This window comes from Paracoccus sp. pheM1 (assembly GCF_018499825.1).
In the GTDB taxonomy this organism is placed as follows: Bacteria; Pseudomonadota; Alphaproteobacteria; order Rhodobacterales; family Rhodobacteraceae; genus Paracoccus; species Paracoccus versutus.
Map to the genome: position 1 here is coordinate 1,367,572 of NZ_JAGXCX010000001.1, position 23,381 is coordinate 1,390,952.

Annotated in this window: 17 protein-coding genes and 2 pseudogenes; 5 read left to right on the top strand and 14 right to left on the bottom strand. The window is 64.4% G+C overall.

The window, feature by feature from the left end; translation table 11 throughout:
* Nucleotides 1-10 precede the first annotated feature (10 nt).
* The 9 genes from KF941_RS06875 to KF941_RS06915 all read right to left on the bottom strand — a co-directional run bounded on the left by KF941_RS06875 (nt 11) and on the right by KF941_RS06915 (nt 10,394).
* Nucleotides 11-268 carry a DUF4212 domain-containing protein gene (locus tag KF941_RS06875; RefSeq protein ID WP_036760348.1) on the bottom strand — a complete coding sequence of 86 codons (258 nt, stop codon included), beginning with the start codon at nt 266-268 and terminating at the stop codon, nt 11-13.
* A 108-nt stretch (nt 269-376) separates the two neighbouring features.
* The gene (gene acs, locus KF941_RS06880) at nt 377-2,338 is read right to left on the bottom strand and encodes an acetate--CoA ligase (RefSeq protein WP_214272911.1); all 1,962 of its coding nucleotides are present in this window, start codon (nt 2,336-2,338) and stop codon (nt 377-379) included.
* Between the two features lie 410 nt (nt 2,339-2,748).
* Entirely contained in the window at nt 2,749-3,894 is a 1,146-nt protein-coding gene (locus KF941_RS06885; RefSeq protein ID WP_214272912.1) for an iron-containing alcohol dehydrogenase, read from the bottom strand.
* Nucleotides 3,891-5,279 carry an aldehyde dehydrogenase family protein gene (locus KF941_RS06890; protein WP_214272913.1) on the bottom strand — a complete coding sequence of 463 codons (1,389 nt, stop codon included), beginning with the start codon at nt 5,277-5,279 and terminating at the stop codon, nt 3,891-3,893. Before KF941_RS06890 ends, KF941_RS06885 begins: the two co-directional genes overlap by 4 nt.
* A 37-nt stretch (nt 5,280-5,316) precedes the next feature.
* Nucleotides 5,317-6,678, bottom strand: coding sequence for a glutamine synthetase family protein (locus KF941_RS06895; protein WP_214272914.1), 1,362 nt, complete (start codon nt 6,676-6,678; stop codon nt 5,317-5,319).
* A 53-nt stretch (nt 6,679-6,731) separates the two neighbouring features.
* A complete protein-coding gene (locus tag KF941_RS06900) occupies nt 6,732-7,772 on the bottom strand; it encodes a TRAP transporter substrate-binding protein (RefSeq protein ID WP_036761014.1) in 1,041 nt (346 codons plus the stop codon).
* 23 nt (nt 7,773-7,795) lie between these two features.
* The gene (locus KF941_RS06905) at nt 7,796-9,121 is read right to left on the bottom strand and encodes a TRAP transporter large permease subunit (RefSeq protein ID WP_036761004.1); all 1,326 of its coding nucleotides are present in this window, start codon (nt 9,119-9,121) and stop codon (nt 7,796-7,798) included.
* On the bottom strand, nt 9,118-9,654 hold the full coding sequence (locus KF941_RS06910; RefSeq protein WP_036761001.1) for a TRAP transporter small permease subunit: 537 nt from the start codon (nt 9,652-9,654) through the stop codon (nt 9,118-9,120). Before KF941_RS06910 ends, KF941_RS06905 begins: the two co-directional genes overlap by 4 nt.
* The gene (locus KF941_RS06915; protein ID WP_214272915.1) at nt 9,654-10,394 is read right to left on the bottom strand and encodes an N-formylglutamate amidohydrolase; all 741 of its coding nucleotides are present in this window, start codon (nt 10,392-10,394) and stop codon (nt 9,654-9,656) included. Before KF941_RS06915 ends, KF941_RS06910 begins: the two co-directional genes overlap by 1 nt.
* Nucleotides 10,395-10,515: 121 nt before the next feature.
* Between KF941_RS06915 and KF941_RS06920 the strand changes: the two genes are divergently transcribed.
* A complete protein-coding gene (locus KF941_RS06920; RefSeq protein ID WP_036760996.1) occupies nt 10,516-11,400 on the top strand; it encodes a MurR/RpiR family transcriptional regulator in 885 nt (294 codons plus the stop codon).
* Nucleotides 11,401-11,970: 570 nt separating this feature from the next.
* Here KF941_RS06920 and KF941_RS06925 read toward each other — a convergent pair.
* Together KF941_RS06925 and KF941_RS06930 are read right to left on the bottom strand one after the other, a co-directional pair.
* On the bottom strand, nt 11,971-13,434 hold the full coding sequence (locus KF941_RS06925; protein ID WP_072463941.1) for a sodium:alanine symporter family protein: 1,464 nt from the start codon (nt 13,432-13,434) through the stop codon (nt 11,971-11,973).
* A gap of 327 nt (nt 13,435-13,761) precedes the next feature.
* A pseudogene (locus KF941_RS06930) lies at nt 13,762-15,036 on the bottom strand (inorganic phosphate transporter); the annotation flags it as partial.
* Between the two features lie 254 nt (nt 15,037-15,290).
* On the opposite strand from KF941_RS06930, the gene KF941_RS06935 reads away from it, so the two are divergent.
* From KF941_RS06935 to KF941_RS06945, 3 genes are all read left to right on the top strand, one after another.
* Nucleotides 15,291-16,292 carry a TAXI family TRAP transporter solute-binding subunit gene (locus KF941_RS06935; RefSeq protein ID WP_036761200.1) on the top strand — a complete coding sequence of 334 codons (1,002 nt, stop codon included), beginning with the start codon at nt 15,291-15,293 and terminating at the stop codon, nt 16,290-16,292.
* Between the two features lie 83 nt (nt 16,293-16,375).
* Entirely contained in the window at nt 16,376-18,442 is a 2,067-nt protein-coding gene (locus KF941_RS06940) for a TRAP transporter permease (RefSeq protein ID WP_214272916.1), read from the top strand.
* 155 nt (nt 18,443-18,597) lie between these two features.
* Nucleotides 18,598-20,019, top strand: a complete 1,422-nt coding sequence (locus KF941_RS06945; RefSeq protein ID WP_036761195.1) for an alanine/glycine:cation symporter family protein — start codon at nt 18,598-18,600, stop codon at nt 20,017-20,019.
* Nucleotides 20,020-20,526: 507 nt separating this feature from the next.
* Here KF941_RS06945 and KF941_RS06950 read toward each other — a convergent pair.
* The 3 genes and pseudogenes from KF941_RS06950 to KF941_RS06955 form a co-directional block, all read right to left on the bottom strand.
* Nucleotides 20,527-21,255 (bottom strand): aspartate/glutamate racemase family protein, encoded by a 729-nt coding sequence (locus tag KF941_RS06950; RefSeq protein WP_036761204.1) that lies wholly within the window; start codon nt 21,253-21,255, stop codon nt 20,527-20,529.
* An 11-nt stretch (nt 21,256-21,266) separates the two neighbouring features.
* Nucleotides 21,267-21,389 carry a hypothetical protein gene (locus tag KF941_RS28310; RefSeq protein WP_276315847.1) on the bottom strand — a complete coding sequence of 41 codons (123 nt, stop codon included), beginning with the start codon at nt 21,387-21,389 and terminating at the stop codon, nt 21,267-21,269.
* A gap of 165 nt (nt 21,390-21,554) precedes the next feature.
* Nucleotides 21,555-21,905, bottom strand: a pseudogene (locus KF941_RS06955) (integrase core domain-containing protein); the annotation flags it as partial.
* An 84-nt stretch (nt 21,906-21,989) separates the two neighbouring features.
* Here KF941_RS06955 and KF941_RS06960 point away from each other — a divergent pair.
* Nucleotides 21,990-23,351, top strand: a complete 1,362-nt coding sequence (locus KF941_RS06960) for a transposase (protein WP_214272908.1) — start codon at nt 21,990-21,992, stop codon at nt 23,349-23,351.
* Nucleotides 23,352-23,381 lie beyond the last annotated feature (30 nt).

A 23,381-nucleotide genomic window follows, 5' to 3' on the forward strand; every position in this document is an offset into this window, starting at 1 on the left:
GGGATGCTCCTCACTCGTCCACGCCGTGTTCGGCATCGAGCTTGTTCATGCGCCAGGCATAGAAGAAGATCAGCACGATGAAGACCAGGATCGAGCCTTGCTGCGCGAACCAGAATCCCAGGTCGGTTCCTCCCACCGATATGCCCGCCACCATCGGCCGCAGGATGATCCCGAAGCCATAGGACACCAGGGCCCAGATGATCATGCACAGCCAGATCAGTTTGAGATTGGCCTGCCAGTATGCGTTTGACGATTGTCTGTCACTCATGTCCTTAAAATCCTCCCTTTTCCAGACATGTCGTTCCGTCTTTTTCGACGTGTTTGCTCCTCCGTTTCTCCCGGCGAAAAGGGCCGGGAGCGTGTTCCGCGCCTGGGTTCAGGCGCGGTTCATCCGGTTCTCGATCAGTTCGTCGACGACGCCGGGGTCGGCCAGCGTCGAGATGTCGCCGAGCGCGCCGAAATCGTCCTCGGCGATCTTGCGCAGGATGCGGCGCATGATCTTGCCCGAACGCGTCTTGGGCAGGCCCGGCGCCCATTGGATCAGGTCGGGCTTGGCGATGGGGCCGATCTCGGTGCGGACCCATTTCTCCAGCTCGGCGCGCAGCTCGTCGCTGGGCTCGACCCCGTTCATCAGCGTGACATAGGCATAGATGCCCTGCCCCTTCAGCGGGTGCGGATAGCCCACGACCGCGGCCTCGGCCACCTTCTCATGCGCGACCAGGGCCGATTCCACCTCGGCCGTGCCCATGCGGTGCCCCGAGACGTTGATGACGTCGTCGACCCGGCCGGTGATCCAGTAATAGCCGTCCCTGTCCCGCCGGCAGCCGTCGCCGGTGAAGTAATAGCCCGGATATTGCTGGAAATAGGTCTCCATGAAGCGCTGGTGGTCGCCCCAGACGGTGCGCATCTGCCCCGGCCAGCTGTCGGCGATGCACAGCACGCCGTCGATCTCTTCGCCATGGCCGTCCTGCGGCACGCCGCTCTGCGCGTCCAGAACCACCGGCTTGACGCCGAAGAAGGGCAGCGTGGCCGAGCCCGGCTTGGCCTCGATGGCGCCGGGCAGCGAGGTGATCATGTGCCCGCCGGTCTCGGTCTGCCACCAGGTATCGACGATCGGGCAGCGGCCCTTGCCGACATGCTTGTCATACCAGACCCAGGCCTCGGGGTTGATCGGCTCGCCCACCGTGCCCAGCACGCGCAGGCTGGAGAGGTCGTATTTCTCGACCCATTCCGGCCCCTGCCCCATCAGCGAGCGGATGGCGGTCGGCGCGGTATAGAACTGGTTGACCTTGTGCTTGTCGCAGACGGCCCAGAAGCGGCCGGCATCGGGCCAGGTCGGCACGCCCTCGAACATCAGCGTGGTGGCGCCGTTGGCCAGCGGGCCGTAGACGATATAGCTGTGCCCCGTCACCCAGCCCACGTCGGCCGTGCACCAGAACACGTCGCCGTCCTTGTAGTCGAAGACGTATTGATGCGACATCGCGGCGAACAGCAGGTAGCCGCCGGTGGTATGGACCACGCCCTTGGGCTTGCCGGTCGAACCCGAGGTGTAGAGGATGAACAGCGGATCCTCGGCATTCATCGGCCGCGGCGGGCAGTCGGGGCTGACCTCGTCCATCAGCTTCAGCACGTCGACGTCGCGGCCCTCGATCCAGCTGGTCTGGTCGCCCGTATGCTTGACCACCAGGCAGCGCACCCGGTCCGAGCAATGCAGAAGCGCCGCGTCGGCGTTCGACTTCAGCGCCGTGCGCCGGCCGCCGCGCGGCGCGGTGTCGGCGGTGATGACCAGCTTGGCGCCCGAATCGTTGATGCGGTTGGCCAGCGCGTCGGGCGAGAAGCCGGCGAAGACGATGGAATGGATGGCGCCGATCCGCGCGCAGGCCAGCATGGCATAGGCCGCCTCGGGGATCATCGGCATGTAGATCACCACCCGGTCGCCGCGCATCACCCCCTGGCTCAGCAGGACGTTGGCAAAGCGGTTCACCTTTTCCGACAGTTCGGCATAGGTGATGTGGCGCGCCGGCTGGTTGGGGTCGTCCGGCTCGAAGATGATCGCGGTCTGGTTCGCGCGCTTGGGCAGGTGGCGGTCGACGCAGTTGACCGAGGCGTTCAGGATGCCGTCCTCGAACCATTTGACCGAGACCTGGCCCATGGTGAAATCGGTGTTCTTCACCTTGGTATAGGACTGGATCCAGTCCAGCCGCTTGCCCTCGCGGCCCCAGAACCCGTCGGGGTCCGAGATCGATTCGGCATACATGCGGGCGTAATCGGCCGGCTGGACCAGGGCATCCTCGAAGCCGGGCGGAATGGGATGTTTCGCAACATTTTCAACGGACATGGCTCCCCCTCATAAGCAATCGCATCTTTTCCCCTTCCCTGCGGCGCCATATCGACGCCTCCACGTCGGGCCGCTGCAAGAAAGCTCGAGAACGATGTTAAACCGATCACCGCATCCATGTTAAGCGTTTATATATAAAGGAAATTTTGTTAATAAATTGACAGGTTGGATATGCGATTTGTAAATATTTTACATGCCGGCTTGATCCGTCATCCGGAATCGTCTTCCCGACCGTGACAGCGGTCCGAGAGAACGCCGCCAGCGCATCCGGGGGCGAGCATTCGCCGACAGCGCATCGGGGCAGCCAAGCAGCTGCACCGTGCGATGATCCCGGCTTCGTCGCAGGGACTGCGTTTGCGAAGGCAGGGACGGGCACGGCCCCTGGAGGATCGCGGGGCCGCGCGATATATTCACATGCAGCTTTCAAACAGCGCGCGAGTGTTTTCGCACGTCATCTCGACGGGGTTTCCGCCGCAACTCGGATCCTCCAGCGCCATCTCGGTCAGTTCGTCCAGACGTTCGGACTGGACGCCCAACCGGGTCAGGTTCTGGGGGATGGCAAGCTCGCTGCGCAGCTCGATCACCCGCGCGCGAAAGCCGTCGAAGCCGCCCTTGATGCCGAGATAGTCGGCGGCGCGGGCAAGCCGGTCCTCGATGGCCGGTCGGTTGAAGTCCAGCACCATCGGCATGACCACCGCATTCGTGGTGCCGTGATGGGTGCCATAGACCGCGCCGACCGGATGGCTCAGGCTATGGATCGCGCCCAGCCCCTTCTGGAAGGCGACGGCCCCCATGGCGGCGGCGCTCATCATGTTCGCGCGGGCCTCGATGTCGTCGGGCGTGGCATAGGCGCGGGGCAGGTATTCGTTCACCAGCCGCAGCCCCTCAAGCGCGATGCCCTGCGACATGGGGTGGTAATGGGGCGAGCAGAACGCTTCGAGGCAATGGGCGAAGGCATCCATGCCGGTGCCGGCGGTGATGACTTTCGGCATGCCCACGGTCAGTTCGGGGTCGCAGACAGTGACGGCCGGCATCAGCTTGGGATGGAAGATGATCTTCTTCTTGTGCGTGGCCGAGTTCGTCAGGACCCCGGCGCGCCCGACCTCGGAGCCCGTGCCCGCCGTCGTCGGCACGGCAATGATGGGCGCGATCTTGCCGGCATCCGCGCGGGTCCACCAGTCGCCGATGTCCTCCAGGTCCCAAACGGATACGGTCTGGCCCGCCATCAGCGCGATCATCTTGCCCAGGTCCAGCGCCGAGCCGCCGCCAAAGCAGATCACGCCGTCATGTCCGCCGGCTTTGTAGGCAGCGATGCCGGCCTCCATATTGCCCTCGTGGGGGTTCGGATCGACCTCGGAAAAGACCGCGCGGCCAAGGCCGGAGGCATCCAGAATATCCAGGGCCTGCGCGGCTATGGGCAGGCTCGCCAGTGCCTTGTCTGTCACAAGCAGGGGACGCGCGATGCCCGCGGCCCTGCAATGCTCGGCCAGTTCGGTGACGCGGCCCGCGCCGAATTTTATGGTGGTCGGATAGGACCAGTTCGCCCGAAGCGTCATTTCGTCACCTTTTTCAGATGGTAGGATTTCGGCCGCGTCACGGCCAGATAGCCAAGGCCCGACAGCGCCGCGCCGCGTCCGGTGTCCTTGCAGCCGGTCCAGCACAGCGCCGGGTCCAGATAGTCGCAGCGGTTCATGTAGACGGTGCCGGTTTCAAGCCGGCTGCCGATCCGGGCGGCGGCATCGGCATCGGCGGTCCAGATCGAGGCGGTCAGCCCATAGTCGCAATCGTTCATCAGCCGGATCGCCTCGGCATCGTCGCGAACCGGCATGATGCCGACGACGGGGCCGAAGCTTTCCTCTCGCATCACGCGCATGTCGTGGGTCACGTCGACCAGCACCTGCGGCGCAAGATAGGCGCCGCCATCATCGGCGGGAAAGTGCGCCGGGTCGATCAGCGGCCTTGCCCCCTGCGCCACGGCCTCGGCGACCTGCGCGCGGACCAGATCGGCAAAGCGCCGGTGCGCCATCGGCCCCATCGTCGTATCCGGGTCGTGGGGATTGCCCAGCCTCTGCGCGTTCACCCAATCGGCGGCCTTGGCCACGAAGGCGTCAAAGAGGCTTTCGTGGACATAGATCCGCTCGATCCCGCAGCAGCACTGGCCGCTGTTGAACATGGCGCCGTCCATCAGCCCATCCACCGCCGCATCCAGATCGGCATCGGCGCGGACATAGCCGGGATCCTTGCCGCCCAGCTCCAGCCCGGTCGCGGTAAAGGTCCCCGCGGCGGCCCGCTCGATCGCACGCCCTCCGGCGACCGAGCCCGTGAAGTTCACGAAGCCGAAGCTGCGCCCGGCGATCAGTGCCTCGGTCGTCTCGTGGTCCAAGACGACATTCTGCATGATGTCGGCGGGAACGCCGCCTCGATGCAGCGCCTCGGCCAGACGCTCGCCCGCCAGCAGGGTCTGGCTTGCATGTTTCAGGACCACGGCATTGCCGGCGACCAGGGCGGGCACGACCGTGTTGACGGCGGTCAGGAAAGGATAGTTCCAGGGCGCGATGACAAAGACCACGCCCACCGGCTCGCGCCGGATCTCGCGCGCGAAATGATCGCTGTCTTCGACCATGGTCGGGGCAAGAGCCTGGGCCGCGATCTTCATCATATGGTCGGCGCGTTCGTTGACGCCGCCGAATTCACCGCCGTAGCGGATCGGGCGGCCCATCTGATCGGCCAGTTCGGGCACTATCGCGTCCTTCATGGCGTTCAGCGCCGCGATCCCGGCGCGGATGCGGGCGACCCGCTCGTCCAGCGGCAGCGCCGCCCATCCGGGCTGGGCGGCACGGGCGCGGGCAACGGCGGCGCGCGCGTCCTCGATGCCCAGGGTCTGCCTTTCAACAAGGGTCTTGCCGGTGGTGGGCGATATCAGGGCGATGGTCTTGCTCATCTCTTCCTCGTATTGGCGGAGGTTCCGGCGGATCGTGTCAGGCGCGCTCGAACCCGCGGGCCAGTTCCCAATCGGTGACGGCGCGGTTGAATTCCTCGACTTCCCAGCGGGCGGCGTGGACATAGTGATCGATGACCCCATCGCCCATCGCCGCGCGCAACATGGCCGAGCCCTCCAGGGCATCGGCGGCCTCATGCAGGATCTTGGGCACCTGCCGGGCATCCTGGGCCGCATAGGCGTCGCCGGTGAATTCCGGCTCCAGCGCCAGTTTCCGCTCGATCCCCTCCAGCCCGGCGGCGAGCAGCGCGGCGCAGGCCAGATAGGGGTTCAGGTCCGATCCGCCGATCCGGCATTCGATGCGCACGCCCCTGGTGTTGTCGCCGCAAACGCGGAAACCTGCTGTGCGGTTGTCCACCGACCAGATCGCATTCGTCGGTGCGAAAAGGCCGGTCACGAAACGCTTGTAGCTGTTGACATAGGGGGCAAGAAAAAAGGTCAGCGCGCGCGCATGTTCCAGTTGGCCCGCCATGTAATGCCGCATCAGGTCGGACATGCCATGTTCGGCACTCTCGTCGAAAAAGGCGTTCTCGCCGTCCCTGAACAGGGATTGATGCACATGGCTGGACGAGCCTGCCTGGCCATGCGCGACTTTCGCAAGGAAGGTGGCCGAGAGGCCGTGCCTGCTCGCGATCTCCTTGGTCGCAGCCTTGACCACGACATGCATGTCCGAGGTATCCAGCGCATCCGAATATCTGACATTGATCTCGTGCTGGCCGGCGTTGGCTTCACCCTTCGAATTCTCGACGGGGATGCCGGCGCGGTAAAGACCGTTGCGCAGATCCCGCATCACGGGTTCCTCACCGAAGGTTCCGCTGAGGGCATAGTCGACATTGTGGCGCGCAGTCGGGACAAGGCAGCGATAGCCGCTGTCGAAGTGATGCTTGAAGGATTGCTCGAACAGGTAGAATTCAAGCTCGGTCGCCATCATCGGCTGGAAACCCAGGGCGGCGGCGCGTTCGACCTGCCGGCGCAACACGCTGCGCGGGGCGTGGGGGACCAGTTCGTGGGTCTTGTGGTCGTAGAGATCGCACATGCACAGCGCGGTTCCCGCCGCCCAGGGCAGGCGGCGCAGGGTCGAAAGGTCCGGCTTCATCACGTAGTCGCCGTAGCCCGCCGCCCAGCTTGCCGCCGCATAGCCCGGCACCGTGTTCATCTCCAGATCGGTCGCCAGCAGATAGTTGCAGCAATGCGTCTCGTCGTGGTTATCGAGAAAATGGGCGGCGTGGAAGCGTTTGCCCATCAAACGGCCCTGCATATCGACCAACGCGACGATCACGGTGTCGATTTCGCCGGCTTGGACCGCCTGCTCGAGGTTTTTCAAGGAAAGGTTGGCAGGCATGGGTGACTCCGGTAAGGAGGGCGCACCATCGCGGATGCGCCCAGTCGCAGTGATCACGAATAGCGATAGGGTGGACCTGCCTTCTCCATCGCTTCGTTGTATTCCTTGATCTGGGCGACGACGCGGGCCTTGACCTCGGATTCCGCGGCGATCTCGTCCCAGAATTTCTTGGCGGCCTCCTCGACGGTGGCCCATTCCTCGGCGGGAATCGTCGTCAGTTGCATCTTGTCGCCGCCGACGCGAAGCCGTGCCTCGCCCGCCCAATACCAATGCTGGCGATAGTAATGGGATTGGTCGAAGACGGCTTTCATCAGCTCCTTCAGATGGTCGGGCACCTCGTCCCAACGCTGCTGGTTGGCAAAGAAATGGCCGATCCATGCGCCCGAGATGTTGTTGGTCAGGAAATGGCCCGTCGCCTCGGCCCAGCCGACGGTATAGTCCTCGGTGATGCCGCACCAGGCGACGCCGTCCAGCTCGCCCGTCTGCAGCGCGACCTCGATATCCTCCCAGGGCAAGGTGACGGGCACGACGCCGAATTGCGCGAGGAACCGTCCCGCCGTCGGGAAGGTAAAGACGCGCTTGCCCTGAAGGTCGGCCAGGCTGTTGATCGGCTGCTTGGTCGCGAAATTGCAAGGATCCCAAGACCCTGCCGAGATATGCTGGATGCCGTGCTTGGCGTATTCCTCTTTCCAGATCTCGTCCAGACCATAGTGGTTGAAGAGCGCCGGCACATCCAGAGAATAGCGCAGCGCAAAGGGGAAATAGCCGCCGAAGACCGTCACCTCGGTGGGCGAGGCCATGCTATCGTCATCGGACTGCACCGCATCGATGGTGCCGTTCTGAAGCGCGCGGAACAGCTCGGGCGTGGGCACGATCTGGTCGGCATAGTAAAGCTCGATCTCCATCTGGCCGTTGGCGATCTTGTTGAAGGCGTCTACCGCAGGCTTGCAGACATGCTCGCCCAGTGCCGCACCCGCATAGGTCTGCATCCGCCATTTCAGCGGTGCGCCCTGTGCGATGGCGGGGGCGGCAAGGGCGCCGACCCCGGCCGCGGCGACGCCGCTGGTCAAGAGCTCTCGTCTGGTCGTGTTCATCGTCTTTACCTCCTTGCCGGTTGTCATTGTCCATAGATCGACTGGGGCAGCCACATGGCGATGCCGGGGAACGCAATGACCAGCCCGAGCGTCAGCAGCATGATCATCACGAAGGGCAATACCGAGCGATAGATCACCCCAAGCGTGAAATCCCGAGGCGCGAGCGCACGCATCAGGAACAGGTTGTAGCCGAACGGGGGCGTCAGGTAGGCGATCTGGCAGGTGATGGTATAAAGGATGCCATACCACACCAGATCGAAGCCGAGGCTGCGCGCCATGGTGACATAGATCGGCGCGACGATCACCAGCATCGCGGTGTCGTCCAGGAACATCCCCAGGATCAGGAAGGATGCCTGCATGATCAGCAGCACCTGCAAGGGCGTCAGATGCATCTCGCCCAGAAACAGCCGCCCGATGGCGCGGCCCGCGCCCAGCCCGTCGAAGACCGCACCGAAGCTGAGCGCGGCCATGATGATCAGCATGAACATGCAGGTGATCGCCAGCGTCTGGCGGGTCGCGATTTCGAACACGTGCCGGGTGAAGCGGCCCTTGAGGACGGCGGCGACCACCGACGACACGGCACCGATGACGCTGCTTTCGGTCAGCGAGGTCCAGCCCTTGACGAAAGGGATCATCATGGCGGCGAAGATGATGATCGGCAGGATGCCCGCGCGCAACAGCCGAAACCGTTGCGGCCAGGTGATGGCCGCGCGTTCCTCGGCCGGCATCGGGGGGGCCAGCGCCGGATTCAGCCAGGTGCGGATCAGGATATAGGCGATGAACAGCGCGGCCATCAGCAACCCCGGCCCGATCCCCGCCAGCCACAGCTGGCTGACCGGCTGGCGCGCGATCAGCGAATACAGCACCAGAACGACGGAAGGCGGGATCAGGATGCCGAGGCTGGACCCCGCCTGAATGACGCCCGAGATCATCGGCTTGTCATAGCGATGCTTGACCAGCTCGGGCAGGGCGATGGTGGCGCCGATGGCCATGCCGGCGACCGACAGCCCGTTCATGGCCGAGATCATCACCATCAACAGCACCGTGCCGATGGCGAGCCCGCCCGGCAGCGGCCCGAACCAGACGTGAAACATCCGATAAAGGTCGTCGGCCAGCCGCGATTCCGACATGACATAGCCCATGAAGACGAACATCGGCAGCGTCAGCAACGCGTTCCACCGCATCACCTTCATCACCGCCGAAAAGCCCATGTCGGTGCCGCCCGGCCCCCACAAGAGCAGCGCCGCCACCACGGCGACGAAGCCGATGGCCCCGAAGACCCGCTGCCCCGTGATCATCATCAGAAGCATCGTCGAGAACATCAGGATGGCGATCCACTCATGGCTCATCTGTTGACCTCGCCGACAAAGGGGCGGGGAATGTCGACGTTGCGAAGAATGGCGATGTCGCGGATCAGATGGGCGATGGCTTGCAGGATCATAAGCGCAAAGCTGATCGTGATGACGACCTTGATCGGCCATAACGGAGGGCGCCACGCGCTTGGCGCGCGCTCGCCTATCCGAAAGCTGTAGGCGGTGCTGTCCACCGCCCCCCACAGCATCACGCCCAGATAGAACAACAGGCAGAAGATGGTGAAGATGTCCCAGATCGCCTGCCGCTTCACCGGCATCCGGGCATAGAGCAGGTCCATCCGCACGTTCGCGCCCAGTTGCATCGAATAGGGTGCGCCCAGAAGGTAATAGGCGACCAGCGTGAATTGCGCCACCTCCAGCGTCCACAGCGACGGCATCCTGATCACCTTGGTGAACGAGGACCACAGCAGGACGCCCATGATCACGAACAGCAGATACATGACGATGCGGCCAAGGCGGTAGTTCAGCGCCTCGATGCGCCTGACATAGCAGATCGCCCAGTTCGGCATCACAGGCACTCCTTCACGGCTTCGCGGATCGCCGGGGCCAGACGGTTCGCCATGGCCTGCTGCGCCACCGGCGTCGCGATCAGGTCGTTGCGGATTTCCAGCATCGCATGGCCCAGCCCAAGGGGCGTGGCATGCAGCGCCAGCGTATGGGTCACGCCGTCGGCGGCACTGTAGGGATCGTTCAGGCGGGTGAGAAGCCCGACGTCGCGTGCCAGGATGGCTCGTGCCAACCTGTCGTCGGCCTCGTGGATGATGCCGAATTCGACCTCTCGCCTTATGCTGAAATAGACGGGAGTAAAGCTGTGGACGGTAATCAGCGCGGTCGGCCTGCCGCCGGCCAGCCTGCGGGCCAACAGGGAAAACAGCGCCGCATGAAAGGGAATGTAATGCGCCCTGGTCCGCTCCAGCCGCTGCCGGGGGGTCAGATCGCGATTGCCGGGAATGTCATATGCCTCGCTACGCGCAGGCATCGCGCCTGGTGAATCGGGGGGGCGGTTCAGGTCGTAGATCAGGCGCGAAGCCGTCGCGTGGATCAGCGGCGCGTCCAGCGCGGAGGACAGCCCCTTCGCCACGCCAAGCGCGCCGGGATCCCATGCGATATGGGCCTGGCGCTGATCGACGCTCAGCCCAAGCGCATTGGCCGCAGCCGTCAGATCGTTCGAGGCATGCTCGCACACGATGACCGCATCACCGCTGCCTTCCGCGTTATCTATCTGGAAAAAGAATGCAGGATCAGACATGCGCGCGCTCCATTGCTGCTCAGGTTGAAGCAGCCGGGGCGAGTCTGTCAATTATTTTTCAGAGTGTGTTTTTCCTGTTAAGAATGTTACGAACACGGTGACGCTGTCGGGAGGGCCGTCGATGTCGCAGGAACATGAAGCCGCGGGCACTATCGAGGACCGCCTGATGCAGCGCTTCGGCACCCTGACCCCGACCGAGCGCCTGCTGGCCGGCCACCTGACGCGGAACTTTCCCGTCGCGGGGCTGGCCTCGATGACCTATCTTGCGAAAGAAGCGGGGGTTTCGACGCCCACGGTGCTGCGCCTGGTTCAGAAGCTGGGGTTTCGCGGCTATCCGGAATTTCAGGCGCAACTGCGCAATGAGATCGAGGCCCGGCTGGAATCGCCCCTGTCCAAGCACGCGCGCTGGACCGACGGGGTGCCCCAGACCCATATCCTGAATCGTTTCGCAGACGCCGTTCTGGCCAATCTGACCCGGACGCTCAGCCGGATCGACCACGCCGATTTCGATGCATGCGCCGAGATGCTGGCCGATCCGAAACGCCGGGTTCTGGTGACGGGCGGGCGCATCACCCATGCGCTGGCGGATTATCTGGTGACTCAGCTGGGAATTGTCCGGCCGGGAGTATCCGCGCTGCCCAGCCAGTCCAGCGCTTGGCCCTCGGCGCTACTGGAGATGCGTCCCGGCGACGTGCTGATCGTGTTCGACATCCGTCGCTATGAAAGAGCGACCCTGCAATTGGCCGAAATGGCAGCCGAGCGGGGTGCAGAAGTCGTCCTGATCACCGATCCCTGGATCAGCCCGATATCGGCCTATGCCCGCTTCCGCTTCGCTGCACAGATCGAGGTGCCCTCGGCCTGGGACAGCAGCACGGCACTGATGGTGCTGATCGAGACCTTGCTTGCGGCGGTGCAGGAACTGAACTGGCCACAGGCGCAGGACCGCATGACGCGGCTTGAGGCGCTGTATGAACGCGCCAGCATGTTCCGGCGCGGGAAGGGTTGAACCCGCGGCGCCAAGCCTCGATTGACCTGGCGGAGGCTGGCATTCACTGAAAGCGCATCGGAGAATGGCTCAGGTGCGCTGTGCGATATTGCCCCCCCTTGATCCGGCGCAGCGAAATTTCCAGCCGCACCTCAGCTGCTGCAATTTCATTCAGGACGCGCTTGGTATAGTTCCGGGCGGCTCTGAGAATGGTCCTAACAGGCTGCTGAAAAAGGATTTTGAGAGGGCGACGCAGCGGAAATCGTTCTGGAGCCAGCTGATATCGGCCCGAAAATGGGGTGTTTTCGGCAAATTTGAGGCGGATTTCCTGGTTCCCCGCCCGCGCTGTCCTGTCGCAAGGACTTTTTCAGCAGCCTGCTAAGCCCTTCCGATTGCAGCGGCTCGACCGGCTGTCCGCAGCCGGAGGATGCCGGCCCTTCCGGTCGCCCGGCTGCGCGCGCCGGTCGGGCCGCGCCGGCGGTGCCTTACCGCCAGGCCCTGCGGGCGCGCTTGTCGGCCGCTGGGGGCGCCAGCAGAAAGCACCCGGCCCGCGAACCACCCCGCCGGCACCGGCGGAGCGGCCGGCAAGGCTTACGACCGCTCGCTCGCCTTCCATTCGTCCCAGCTCGGCTGGCCCTTCATGAAGCCCTCGATCTGCTGGCGGTCGGCCTCCAGCCGGGGGTCGTGGCGAAGATAGAAGCGGGTCTCGCGCGCGATCAGGCCCGACAGGATCAGCAGCCCGATCAGGTTCGGGATGGCCATCAACCCGTTCATCACGTCCGAAAAGCTCCAGACGACGCCCAGCTGGACCGTGCAGCCCAGCAGCACCACCAGGGAAAACAGGATGCGGAAGGGCATGACGCCGCGATGACCCACCAGGCGCTCGAGGTTGCGTTCGCCGTAATAGGCCCAGCCCAGGATGGTCGAATAGGCGAAAAGAACCAGGCCGACGGTCACGACCCAATGCCCCCATTGTCCCGGCAGGCCGTGGCTGAACGCCTGTCCGGTCATGATCGAGGGCGAGATCTGCAGCCCCGTCTGCGGGTCGATCTCGGTCCAGACGCCGGTGGTGATGATCACCAGGCCGGTGCAGGACACGACGATGATCGTGTCGATGAAGGTCTGAGTCATCGACACCAGGCCCTGCCGCACCGGATGCGTGGTCTGCGCCGAAGCGGCGGCAATCGCGGCGGAACCCATGCCGGATTCGTTCGAGAAGATGCCGCGCGCCACGCCGAACTGCACCGCGATCATGATGGTGGAGCCCAGGAAGCCCCCCGTCGCCGCCGTCCCGGTAAAGGCCTGCGAAAAGATCTCGCTCAGGGCGGCGGGCACCGACCGGATGTTGACCAGCAGGATGTAAAGCGCGCCCAGGACGTAGAACAGGATCATCACCGGCACCAGCCCGGCAGTCACCTTGCCGATGGACCTGATCCCGCCGACCAGCACCACCAGCGTCAGGCCGGCCAGGACGATGCCGGTGATCCAGGTCGGGATCATGAAGCTGCGCTCGAGGTTCGAGGCGATCGAGTTGCCCTGCGTCATGTTGCCGATGCCGAAGCAGGCGCAGACGGCGAATATCGCAAAGCACAGCGCAAGGAACCTGCCAAAGCCGTTCGGGATGCCGCGCTCCAGGTAATACTGCGGGCCGCCGTTCTTCTCGCCGACCTCGTCGGTGGTGCGGAAGCGCACGCCGAGGAAGGCCTCGGCATATTTCGATGCCATGCCGAGGATCGCCGTGACCCACATCCAGAACAGCGCCCCCGGACCGCCCGCCGCAATGGCCGTCGCCACCCCGACGATGTTGCCGGTGCCGACCGTCGCGGCCATCGCGGTGGTCAGCGCCTGGAATTGCGAGATGTCGCCCTCGGCATCGTCATCCCTGCGTTTGAGCAGGCCAAGCCGCAGGGCCGCGCCCAGACGGACCAGCTGGATGCCCTGCAACCGGATCGTCAGGTAAAGCCCGGTGCCCAACAGCAGCGGGACAAGAAGGTAAGGCCCCCAGACGATCCCGCCGATTTTCCCCAGGATTGCTTCCATCTGGTCGAGTCCCATCGATGCCGCCTCTCGTGATTGCAATGGCCGCAAACGGAACCGTCCGGTCCCGGATGTCAAGTTCGGCCGGGGCACGGCCCTTGCCGCAGCGAAGGGGGGGAAAGACGGCCATGGCGCGAAAGACGTTCCCACCAGGACAGGGACAGAGACCGGCGAGGTCGGGTTTGCTTGGCGCCGCAGCGCAAAGGCAGCTCGCTCGGGATCCCCTTGCGCAAGCAGCCGAAGCCTTGGCGCGGCAGGGATTGCTCCCGGCCCCATCGGCGCCAAGGGGCGCGATGGCCCCGACGCCATCGCCACGGGTTTCGATCTGCCGCGCCGGGGCGCGAATCAGGCCGGTATCTGCCGCAGGAGCAGGAACAGGAGCGCCGACAGAAGCGCCGCGGCAGGAACGGTGACGACCCAGGCCGCCCCGATGGTCAGCACATGCAGCCTGCGGACCAGCTTGCGGCGGCGGCGCTCGTCCGCGGGTATGTATTCCGGCCGAGGAACGGCGATGCGGGCCTGTTTCAGCCGCCGCTCGGCATCCCATTCGCGAAAGAAGCCCACGCCGAAGATCGCCCCCACCGCGATATGGGTCGAGCTGACCGGCAGCCCCAGCCAGCTTGCCAGAATGACCGTGATCGCCGCCGACAGGGCGACGCAATAGGCGCGCATCGGGTTGAGCTTGGTGATCTCGCTGCCGACCATGCGGATCAGCTTGGGGCCGAACAGGCTGAGCCCGAAGGAGATCCCGAAGGCCCCGATCAGCATGACCCACAGGGGAATGGTCACGTCGCCATTGAAATCGCCCGTCTGCACCGTCTGCACGATGGCCGCCAGCGGGCCGACGGCATTGGCGACGTCGTTGGCGCCATGGGCAAAGCTGAGCAAGGCTGCAGAGGCGACCAGCGGGATGCCGAACAGCACCTTCACCGACTTGTTGCGGTTCTCCAGCCCCTCGGACTGGCGGCGGGTGACCGGAATCATCAGCAACCAGCAGCCCAGCCCCACCATCAGGCCCAGCAGCAGCGCAGCGCCCATCGAGACCTCGACCAGCTGCTTCAGCCCCTTCATCACCAGATAGGCGGCAAAGGTGCCCGCCATGATGCCGACCAGGATGGGCACCCAGACGCGGGCCGCGGCGATCTTGTCCTCGCGATAGACGATGCGGGACTTGATGAGCCACAGGAAGCCTGCCGCCACGACCCCGCCCATCACCGGAGAGATGACCCAGCTGGCGGCGATGGCGAGCATCTGGTCCCAGCTGACCGCGCCGAAGCCGGCCCCGGCGATGCCCGCGCCCACGACCCCGCCGACCACCGCATGCGTGGTCGAGACCGGCGCCCCGATCCATGTCGCCAGATTGACCCACAGGGCCGACGCCAGCAGCGCCGCCATCATCGCCCAGATGAAGGTCGCAGGCGTGTCCAGCGCCTCGGGCGCGACGATGCCCTTGGCGATGGTCGAGACCACGTCGGCCCCGGCGATCAGCGCGCCCGCGCTTTCGAACACCGCCGCGATGACGATGGCGCCCCCCATGCTGAGCGCGTTCGCCCCCACCGCAGGACCCATGTTGTTGGCCACATCGTTGGCCCCGATGTTCAGCGCCATGTAGGCGCCAAACACATCAAAGACATCGTTGCAACATGTCCGGCATCCTGGGCTCGAACGCCACGAGCTGGGCGGCTGCGGCGAAAGGCGGCTGGCCGAGGGCGACGAAAATTCCCGCCGGCACCCTCCAAAGCCGGACGGCAAGGGCGTGCTCGGCCTTCGGGACGCAACGACACCCGCGCATTTTCGCGCATCCCGGCGGTTGTCTTGCGTGGCGGCTCTGCCTAACCTCGACCTAAACGATCTGGGAAACAGGGGACATGCACATGAAATTCAGGACAATGTTGGCGGCCCTCGCCGTCGCCGCCTCCTTCGGCCAGGCCGCGGTGGCGCAGGAGATGTCATTCTTCCGCATCGGCACCGGCGGCACCGCCGGCACCTACTACCCGATCGGCGGGCTGATCGCGAATGCGATCTCGAACCCGCCCGGCTCGCGCGCCTGCGAGGACGGCGGCTCTTGCGGCGTGCCGGGGCTGGTGGCGACCGCCGTGGCCTCGAACGGCTCGGTCGGCAATGTGAACGCGATCAACGGCGGTGCGATGGAGGCGGGCTTCAGCCAATCCGACGTGGCCTATTGGGCGCAGACCGGCACCGGGCTGTGGGAAGGCCAGCCGGCGGTCGAAAAGCTGCGGCTGATCGCCAACCTCTACCCCGAAAGCATCCATCTGGTGGCACGCAAGGACGCGGGCATCGCCTCGGTGGCCGATCTCAGGGGCAAGCGGGTGTCGCTGGACGAGCCGGGCTCGGGCACGCTGGTCGATGCCAAGATCATCCTCGAGGCCTTCGGCCTTTCGGAATCCGACATCACCCCGGAATATCTCAAGCCCGACCAGGCGGCGGACCGCATGCGCGACGGGGCGATGGACGCCTTCTTCTTCGTCGGCGGCTATCCGGCCGGCGCCATCGCCGAACTGGCCAGCCAGCACGACGTGGCGCTGGTGCCGATCACCGGTCCCGAGGTCGACACATTGCGCGAGACCTACAATTTCTTCGCCGCCGACACGGTTCCGGCCGGAACCTACGAGGGACAGGACACCGATGTCGCCACGATCTCGGTCGGGGCGCAGCTGGTGACCAGCGCCGATCAGCCCGAGGAGCTGGTCCACGGCATCACCCAGGCGCTATACAACGAGAACACGCAAAAGCTGTTCGCGGCCGGCCATGCCAAAGGCAAGCAGATCACGCTGGAGAATGCGACCCAGGGCGCGGGCATCCCCTTCCATCCGGGCGCCGAGCGTTTCTACAAGGAAGCCGGCAAGCTCGAATGAGCATGGCCAAGAACTGACGGAAAGGACGCGGCCGGACCCCGGTCCGCGTCCTTTGGTCCTGAACCGAACGGCAGGAAAACGACATGACCGAGAAAACACGCCCGCTCTCCGACGACGAGCTTCGCGCGCTGGAGGAGGAATACGATCCTGAGGCGCGTTTCCGCACGGTCACGCGCCCCATCGCGATCCTGTCCGGGATCATCCTGTTCCTGCTGTCGGTCTATCACTTCTACACGGCAGGCTTCGGCATCCCGCGCGCCACCACGCATCGCGGATTGCACATGGGCGTGTCGCTGTTCATCATCTATCTCAGCTTCTCGTCGCTGGCGCGCAACCGCCACAGGACGGACGGTTTCGCCGTCCTCGGCGTGCCGGTGACAGACTGGATGCTGGCCATAGGCGGCGCCGTCAGTGCCTTCTACGTGCCGTGGATCTATGACCAGCTGGCCTTCCGCGTCGGCAATCCGCTGCCCATCGACATCGCCATGGGCACGGTGCTGCTGGTGGCGCTGATGGAGGCGGTGCGCCGCTCGATGGGCTGGCCGCTGCCGGTCATCGCGATCCTGTTCATCGCCTACGCCTATTTCGGCAAGTCGATGCCCGGCATCCTGGTGCATCCGGGCGCGGACTGGGCCAATATCGTCAACCACCTCTACCTGACCTCGCAGGGCATCTACGGCACCGCGCTCGGCGTCATCGCCACCTATGTGTTCCACTTCGTGCTTTTCGGGGTGATGGCGCAAAAGATCGGCCTGGGGCAGTTATTCATCGACCTGGCCACTGCGCTGACCGGGCGTTTCGCCGGCGGACCGGCCAAAGTCTCGGTGGTGTCCTCGGCGATGCTGGGCACGATCTCGGGCTCGTCGATCGCCAATACCGTAACCACCGGCGCGCTGACGATCCCGGCCATGATCAAGATCGGCTTCAAGCGCCACTTCGCCGCCGCGGTCGAGGCGGCCTCCTCGACCGGCGGGCAGATCACGCCGCCGGTCATGGGCGCGGTCGCCTTCCTGATGGTCGAATATCTGGGCATCCCGCTGCGCACCATCCTGATCGCCGCCGTCGTCCCGGCCTTCATGCATTTCTTCGGCGTGCTGGTTCAAGTCCATCTGGAAGCCAAGCGTCTTGGCATCCGCGGCCTGCGCCGCGAGGAACTGCCGAAAGCCGGCAAGGTCCTGCGCGAGGGGTGGCTGTCGGTCTTTCCGCTGGTCCTGCTGGTCTGGATGCTGATGTCCGGCCGCACGCCCTTCTTGTCGGCCTTCTGGGCCATCACCGCCTGCATGATCGTCTATCTGATCCAGCGGGTCATGGCGGCCGGCGCCGTCGACGGCATCAAAGAAACCGCCGCCGGCATCTATGAGGGCTTCGTCGCAGGCGCACGGCAATCGCTGGCCGTGACGGCGGCGGCGGCGCTTGTCGGCGTGGTGATCGGCGTCGTCACCCTGACCGGCGTCGGCTTCAAGATCGCCTTCATGGTGACGAGCGTGGCGCAGAACTGGGCCACGTCCTTCCATGGCCTGCTGGCTGTGCTGCCGTTTGAACTGCTCAGCATCCAGACGCTGACGCTGCTCTTCACGCTTCTGATGACCGCGGTCGTCTGCGTGCTGATGGGTTGCGGCGTACCGACGACGGCGAATTACATCATCATGGTGGCCGTGGCCGCCCCGGTCCTGGGCATGATGAACGTCGAGCCGCTGGTGGCGCATTTCTTCGTGTTCTATTTCGGCGTGCTGGCCGATGTGACGCCGCCGGTCGCGCTGGCCGCCTATGCGGGCGCCGGGATCGCCGGAGCGAACGGCTTCAAGGCCGGCAACACCGCCTTCCGGCTGTCGATGGGCAAGGCGCTGGTGCCTTTCGTCTTCGTCTTCTCACCTTCGCTCTTGCTGGTCACGCAGTCGTTCACCCTGCCCGACTTCCTGCTGGCCTTCACCGGCGCGGTCCTGGGCATCGTGGCGCTGTCGGCGGCGATCACGAACTGGCTGCTGGGACCGCTGCTGCTGGTTGAGCGGCTGCTGCTGCCCGTCGCAGCGCTGATGATGATCGCGCCGGAAATCGTCTCGACCGTGATCGGCGCGGCGATCCTGGCCGCGGTCGTCCTGCGGCAGTATCTCGCCGCAAGCTCCGGCCCGAGCCCGGAAGCGGCCAGATGAGCCGGAGCCTTTCTCGCCCTTCCGCGCGGCACTGATCCCGGCGATGCCGGGAGGCGGGCAGTCCGAAAGACCATCGGAATTGCCCAATCCCCGGACGTAGGCTAGTCTTTCCATACAGGCGTCAACCCTATCCGTTCCGAACTGGAGAACCCAAGGTGACGGCAGTTATCGGTTTTCTGAATACGATCTTCTGGGGATATGTCCTGATCTACGGCCTGCTGGCCGTCGGGATCTATTTCACCATCCGGCTGCGTTTCCAGCAGATTCTGCATTTCCGAGAGATGATCCGGTCGATCGCCGCCGCCCCTGCGGCAGACCGTCAGGGGATTTCCCCGTTTCAGGCGCTTTGCACGAGCCTGGCCTCGCGCGTGGGGACCGGCAACATTGCCGGGGTCGCGGTGGCGCTGGTCCTTGGCGGTCCGGGGGCGATCTTCTGGATGTGGATGGTCGCCTTTGTCGGCATGGCGACCGCCTATTCGGAATCGACGCTGGCCCAGCTCTACAAGGTCAAGGACAGCAGCGAGCCCGGCGGCGTCTATCGCGGCGGTCCCGCCTTCTACATCGCGCACGGCCTTGGCCTGCCCTGGCTTGGCGCAGTGTTTTCGGTTTGCCTGATCCTGTCCTTCGGGCTGGTGTTCAACGCGGTACAGGCGAACTCGATCGCGGATGCGATGGAGGGGGCCTTCGGCATGCCCAAGCTGGCGACCGGAATTGCCATCGCCGCGCTGACCGGCGTGGTGATCTTCGGCGGCATCCGGCAGATCGCCACCGTGGCGGAATATGTCGTGCCCTTCATGGCCGGCATTTATCTGCTGGTCGCGATCATCGTCGTGCTGATGAACCTGGGCGCGGTTCCGGGAATGCTTGGCCATATCGTGTCCAACGCCTTCGGCCTGACCGAGGCGGCCGGCGGCATCACGGGCGGCATCGCCGCCGCCATGCTGAACGGGGTGAAGCGCGGGCTGTTCTCGAACGAGGCCGGGATGGGCTCGGCACCGAATATCGCGGCAGCGGCAACGCCCAACCCTCACCATCCCTCGAGTCAGGGTTTTGTTCAGGCTTTCGGTGTCTTCATCGACACCATCCTGATCTGCACCTGCACCGCACTGATGATCCTGCTCTCGGGGGTCTATGTGCCGGGGGGTGAACTGACGGGCACGCAACTGACCCAGTCTGCCCTGGCCGACCATATCGGAACCGCCGGCCCATTATTCGTGGCGGTGGCGATCTTCTTCTTCGCCTTTACCTCGATCATCGGCAATTACGCCTATTCGGAAATGGCGATGACTTTTCTTGGCATCGGCAACAAGGCCGGGCTTACCACCCTGCGGTGCCTGGTACTGGTCATGGTGTTGTGGGGAGCGCTGCAGGCGGTCACGACGGTGTTCGATCTTGCCGATGCCTCGATGGGGCTGATGGCGACGATCAACCTGATCGCCATTGTCGCCCTGTCGGGAACGGTTGTGGCGCTGACGCAGCATTATTTCGCGCAACGCGAAGCGGGACGCATCCCGAAGTTCAGCATTCGCGAACATCCCGAAATGGCAAAGGGCGTCGACGCCGATATCTGGTCCTAATCGAGGCGCCCTATGGCGCACTGGGATGGCACAACACTCCATTGAGACGATCAGGCACAGGACCGGAAGGTGGTGTCCAGTGACCGCTCTGATGTCTTTTTCAAGGGTTTTCTCACGCGATCGGGGACGCCGGGGCGTTTATTGCGATCTGGACGCCCAAAGGTGGGCACAAGGTCTGAAGACGTCGGTGAACAAGCTCTGATGCGCGGGCTGGATACCGCATGACCGATTGTGCGTCTCGGGGCTATTCCTGTCTTACACCGGGCGTCAGCATAAAGCTGGCCACAAAGCGATTGTCAGGTATTCCCCTGCCATCGACCTCGTGCCCGCCATCCGGGGTTCAGAAAGCACCTTGGCCACAATACGGCCAATACACCGAAACTCTTTCATTTCCCCCTCGCAACCGCAGCGCGCTGTTCCGGCATCCGGGGCAGCTTTCGTTGAATGGGGCTGACCTCATGCCCGTCGGGAATGACCGCGTCGGGGCGACGGCCCGGAAAGCCGGCACTACATCGCCCCCTGATAGCGGCAGGCGACGCAGGCGCGTTCGACATGGCGGATCATGCTGTTGAAATCGAAAACCGGCCTTCCGGTCACGGCCTGAATCGCCTGCGCATAGGGGGGCAGATCCGAGCACTCCAGCAGGATCGCGCCGATCCGGGGATGGCGCTGGACCAGACCGGCGGCGACGGTCATGATCTCCTCTTCGATCCGCGCGCTGTCGAGTGTCCCCTTTTCCTCCAGAATGGCGCTGCGGAATTCCGGCTGATCCTCCATCCCGGCAATATGCAGCGCAACCTTGGGATCGGCTCCGCAAGCCGCGAAATGCGCCGGCGTCAGGCGGGATGCGTTGGCGGTGATCACGCCGACCGGGCGGCCGGTGATATGGGCGATGAACGGGATCTGCAGCAGCGGCGACAGCAGGACGGGGATCTCGACCGCCGCCGCAACCTCGCGCTGGAAAAGGGCCATGAAGCCGCAGGCGCCGGTGATGGCCTTGACCCCCTCGGCCTGCAATTTCCGGGCGCCCTCGATGAAGGGCGCGACCAGCGCCGGATCGGCCTGATTGAGCAGCCGGTCGATCGACGCCCCCTCGACCTGGTGATAGCGCACCGGAAAGGGATAGGTGCTGGCATTGCCGACATTGCCGGGAATGCAGGGATAGGCGGCATCGAGGATCAGGATACCGATGCTTTCCCCATACCATGACTGGGATTTTCGACGGATCTGGAACATCTTCGCCCCCATCAGATCGCGAAGCGTTTCAGGATGCGCTTTTCCAGCCCTGTCACCAGCCGCGTCCGCGGGAAGGCGACGACGAAATAGATCAGCGCGACGGCGGTATTCCTGCTGATGCTGGGGCTGGGCACCCCTTTCGGCCCCCGGACCTTGGGCTTCCCGGTCCGGCTGCTGATCCTCAGCCTCGCGATGACCGGCATTGTCCACGTGATCTTCCAGCACCTGCTGGACGTTCCCGGCCTTTAAGGAAAAGACCATGTTCGAGACTTGTGACCTGCCCCCCGGTCGTCCCTCGTTCACAACGAGAGTCCTTTGGGTTGATATTGGTCGGTTTCGGGTTGGGCAAGCGGGTCGGGCGCGGAGCCCCCAGTTTGCTCAAGCGCCCTGCGCGCTTCTGCCGGGGTCTGGTTGCCGAGCGAGGAATGCGGCCTGACGTGGTTGTAGTCGTAGCGCCAGAGGGCCAGCTTTCGGCGGGCATCGGCCAGGCTTTCGAAGATCTCCTCGTTGAGGCATTCGTCGCGCAGGCTGCCATTGAATGACTCGATGTAGCCATTTTGCCGGGGCTTGCCCGGATCGATATAATGCCATTCGACGCCGGCCTCGTTGGCCCACTTCAGGATCGCCTTGCTGGTGAACTCGGTGCCGCTCCTCGGGCAATCGATTCACTGGGGGCTGTTGAAGAAGTCCGATGTCTCTGATTCACTTGGCTGAACAGAGATATTGGGGCAGCGATGCTGGGTCGGAAAGAACGCGGGCAACAGGAGCTTTTCATCACGGGGTCGCTGCGGGGGCTGATCCCTGATGACCATGTGCTGGTGAGGGTCGATCAGGTTCTTGATCTTGGATGGCTGCGCGCTGAAGTGGCCGATCTCTATTGTGCCGACAATGGCCGTTCCGGTATCGATCCCGAGGTAGCCATGCGGCTGATGCTGGCGGGTTTCCTGCTTGGGATCGTTCAAGACCGGCGGCTGATGCGTGAAGCGCAGGTCAATCTCGCGATCCGCTGGTTCGTCGGTTACGCCTTGCACGAGGCCTTGCCGGATCACTCCTCGCTGACGCGCATCCGGCAGCGTTGGGGCGCAGATGTTTTCCGCCAGATCTTCATACATGTCGTGCGACAGTGCCAGGCGGCGGGCCTGATTTCGACTGAAACCGTCCACATTGACGCCAGCCTGATCCGGGCGAATGTCAGCATGGACGCACTGGTTTCGCGCCATCTGGATGCGGTCGAGGCCGCCCACGACGACGCCAATGGCGCCGAGCGGGACGCGCGCACGAGCGGCAAGTTCAAGAAGCTCTGCCGCACAGACCCGGACGCGACCATGGCTACATCCTCCAAGGCGCCGCTGCGCCCGGCCTACAAGCAGCACACGGCCGTTGACGATTTTGCGGGCGTCGTCGTCGATGTGGAGATTGTGACCGGCGAAGAACATGACACGGGCCGGTTCGACGAGCGCCTGGAAGCGATCGAAGCGACCCTTGGAGTTACCCCGGGCCGGATCACGGCGGACAGGCTCTATGGCATTGGCCGGATTTACGCCGCCCTTGAAGACCGCAGGATAGCAGCCGTCATCCCGCCTCTTCGTGCCCCCCGTCGCAAGGGGGCGCAGGGCTTTCCGACCGAGCGGTTCAAGTTCGATCCCCATCATGATGTGGTCCGGTGTCCGGCGAGGAGGCGGCTGACCCCGAGAAACGTCACAAAATCCGGGCAATGGTATCGCGCCGACCGGCATGACTGCGCGCGCTGTCCTCTCAAGGCGCAATGCCTGCCCCGGGGCGCGCCATCCCGCAGGGTGCATATCGTGACAAACCACGCGGCCATCTTGCGCGCTCGACGCAAACGGCTGGCATGGGGAAAGGACGGCCATGCGATATACACCCGGCATCGCTGGCGCGTCGAAGGCACCCACGGCACCGCCAAGACGCTCCACGGACTTGCCAGAGCCATCCGCAGGGGGCTCGAGAACATGAGGATACAGGCCCTCCTGACGGCCATCGCCATGAACCTCAAGAAACTGGCAGCCGCAATGATGCTGTTGCTCTGTTCGATCATCGAAATGCGCGCAGTCCGACCAAACCCGGCGGCAGCCTGAAACAACTTTTTCAACAGCCCCCCCCGGATC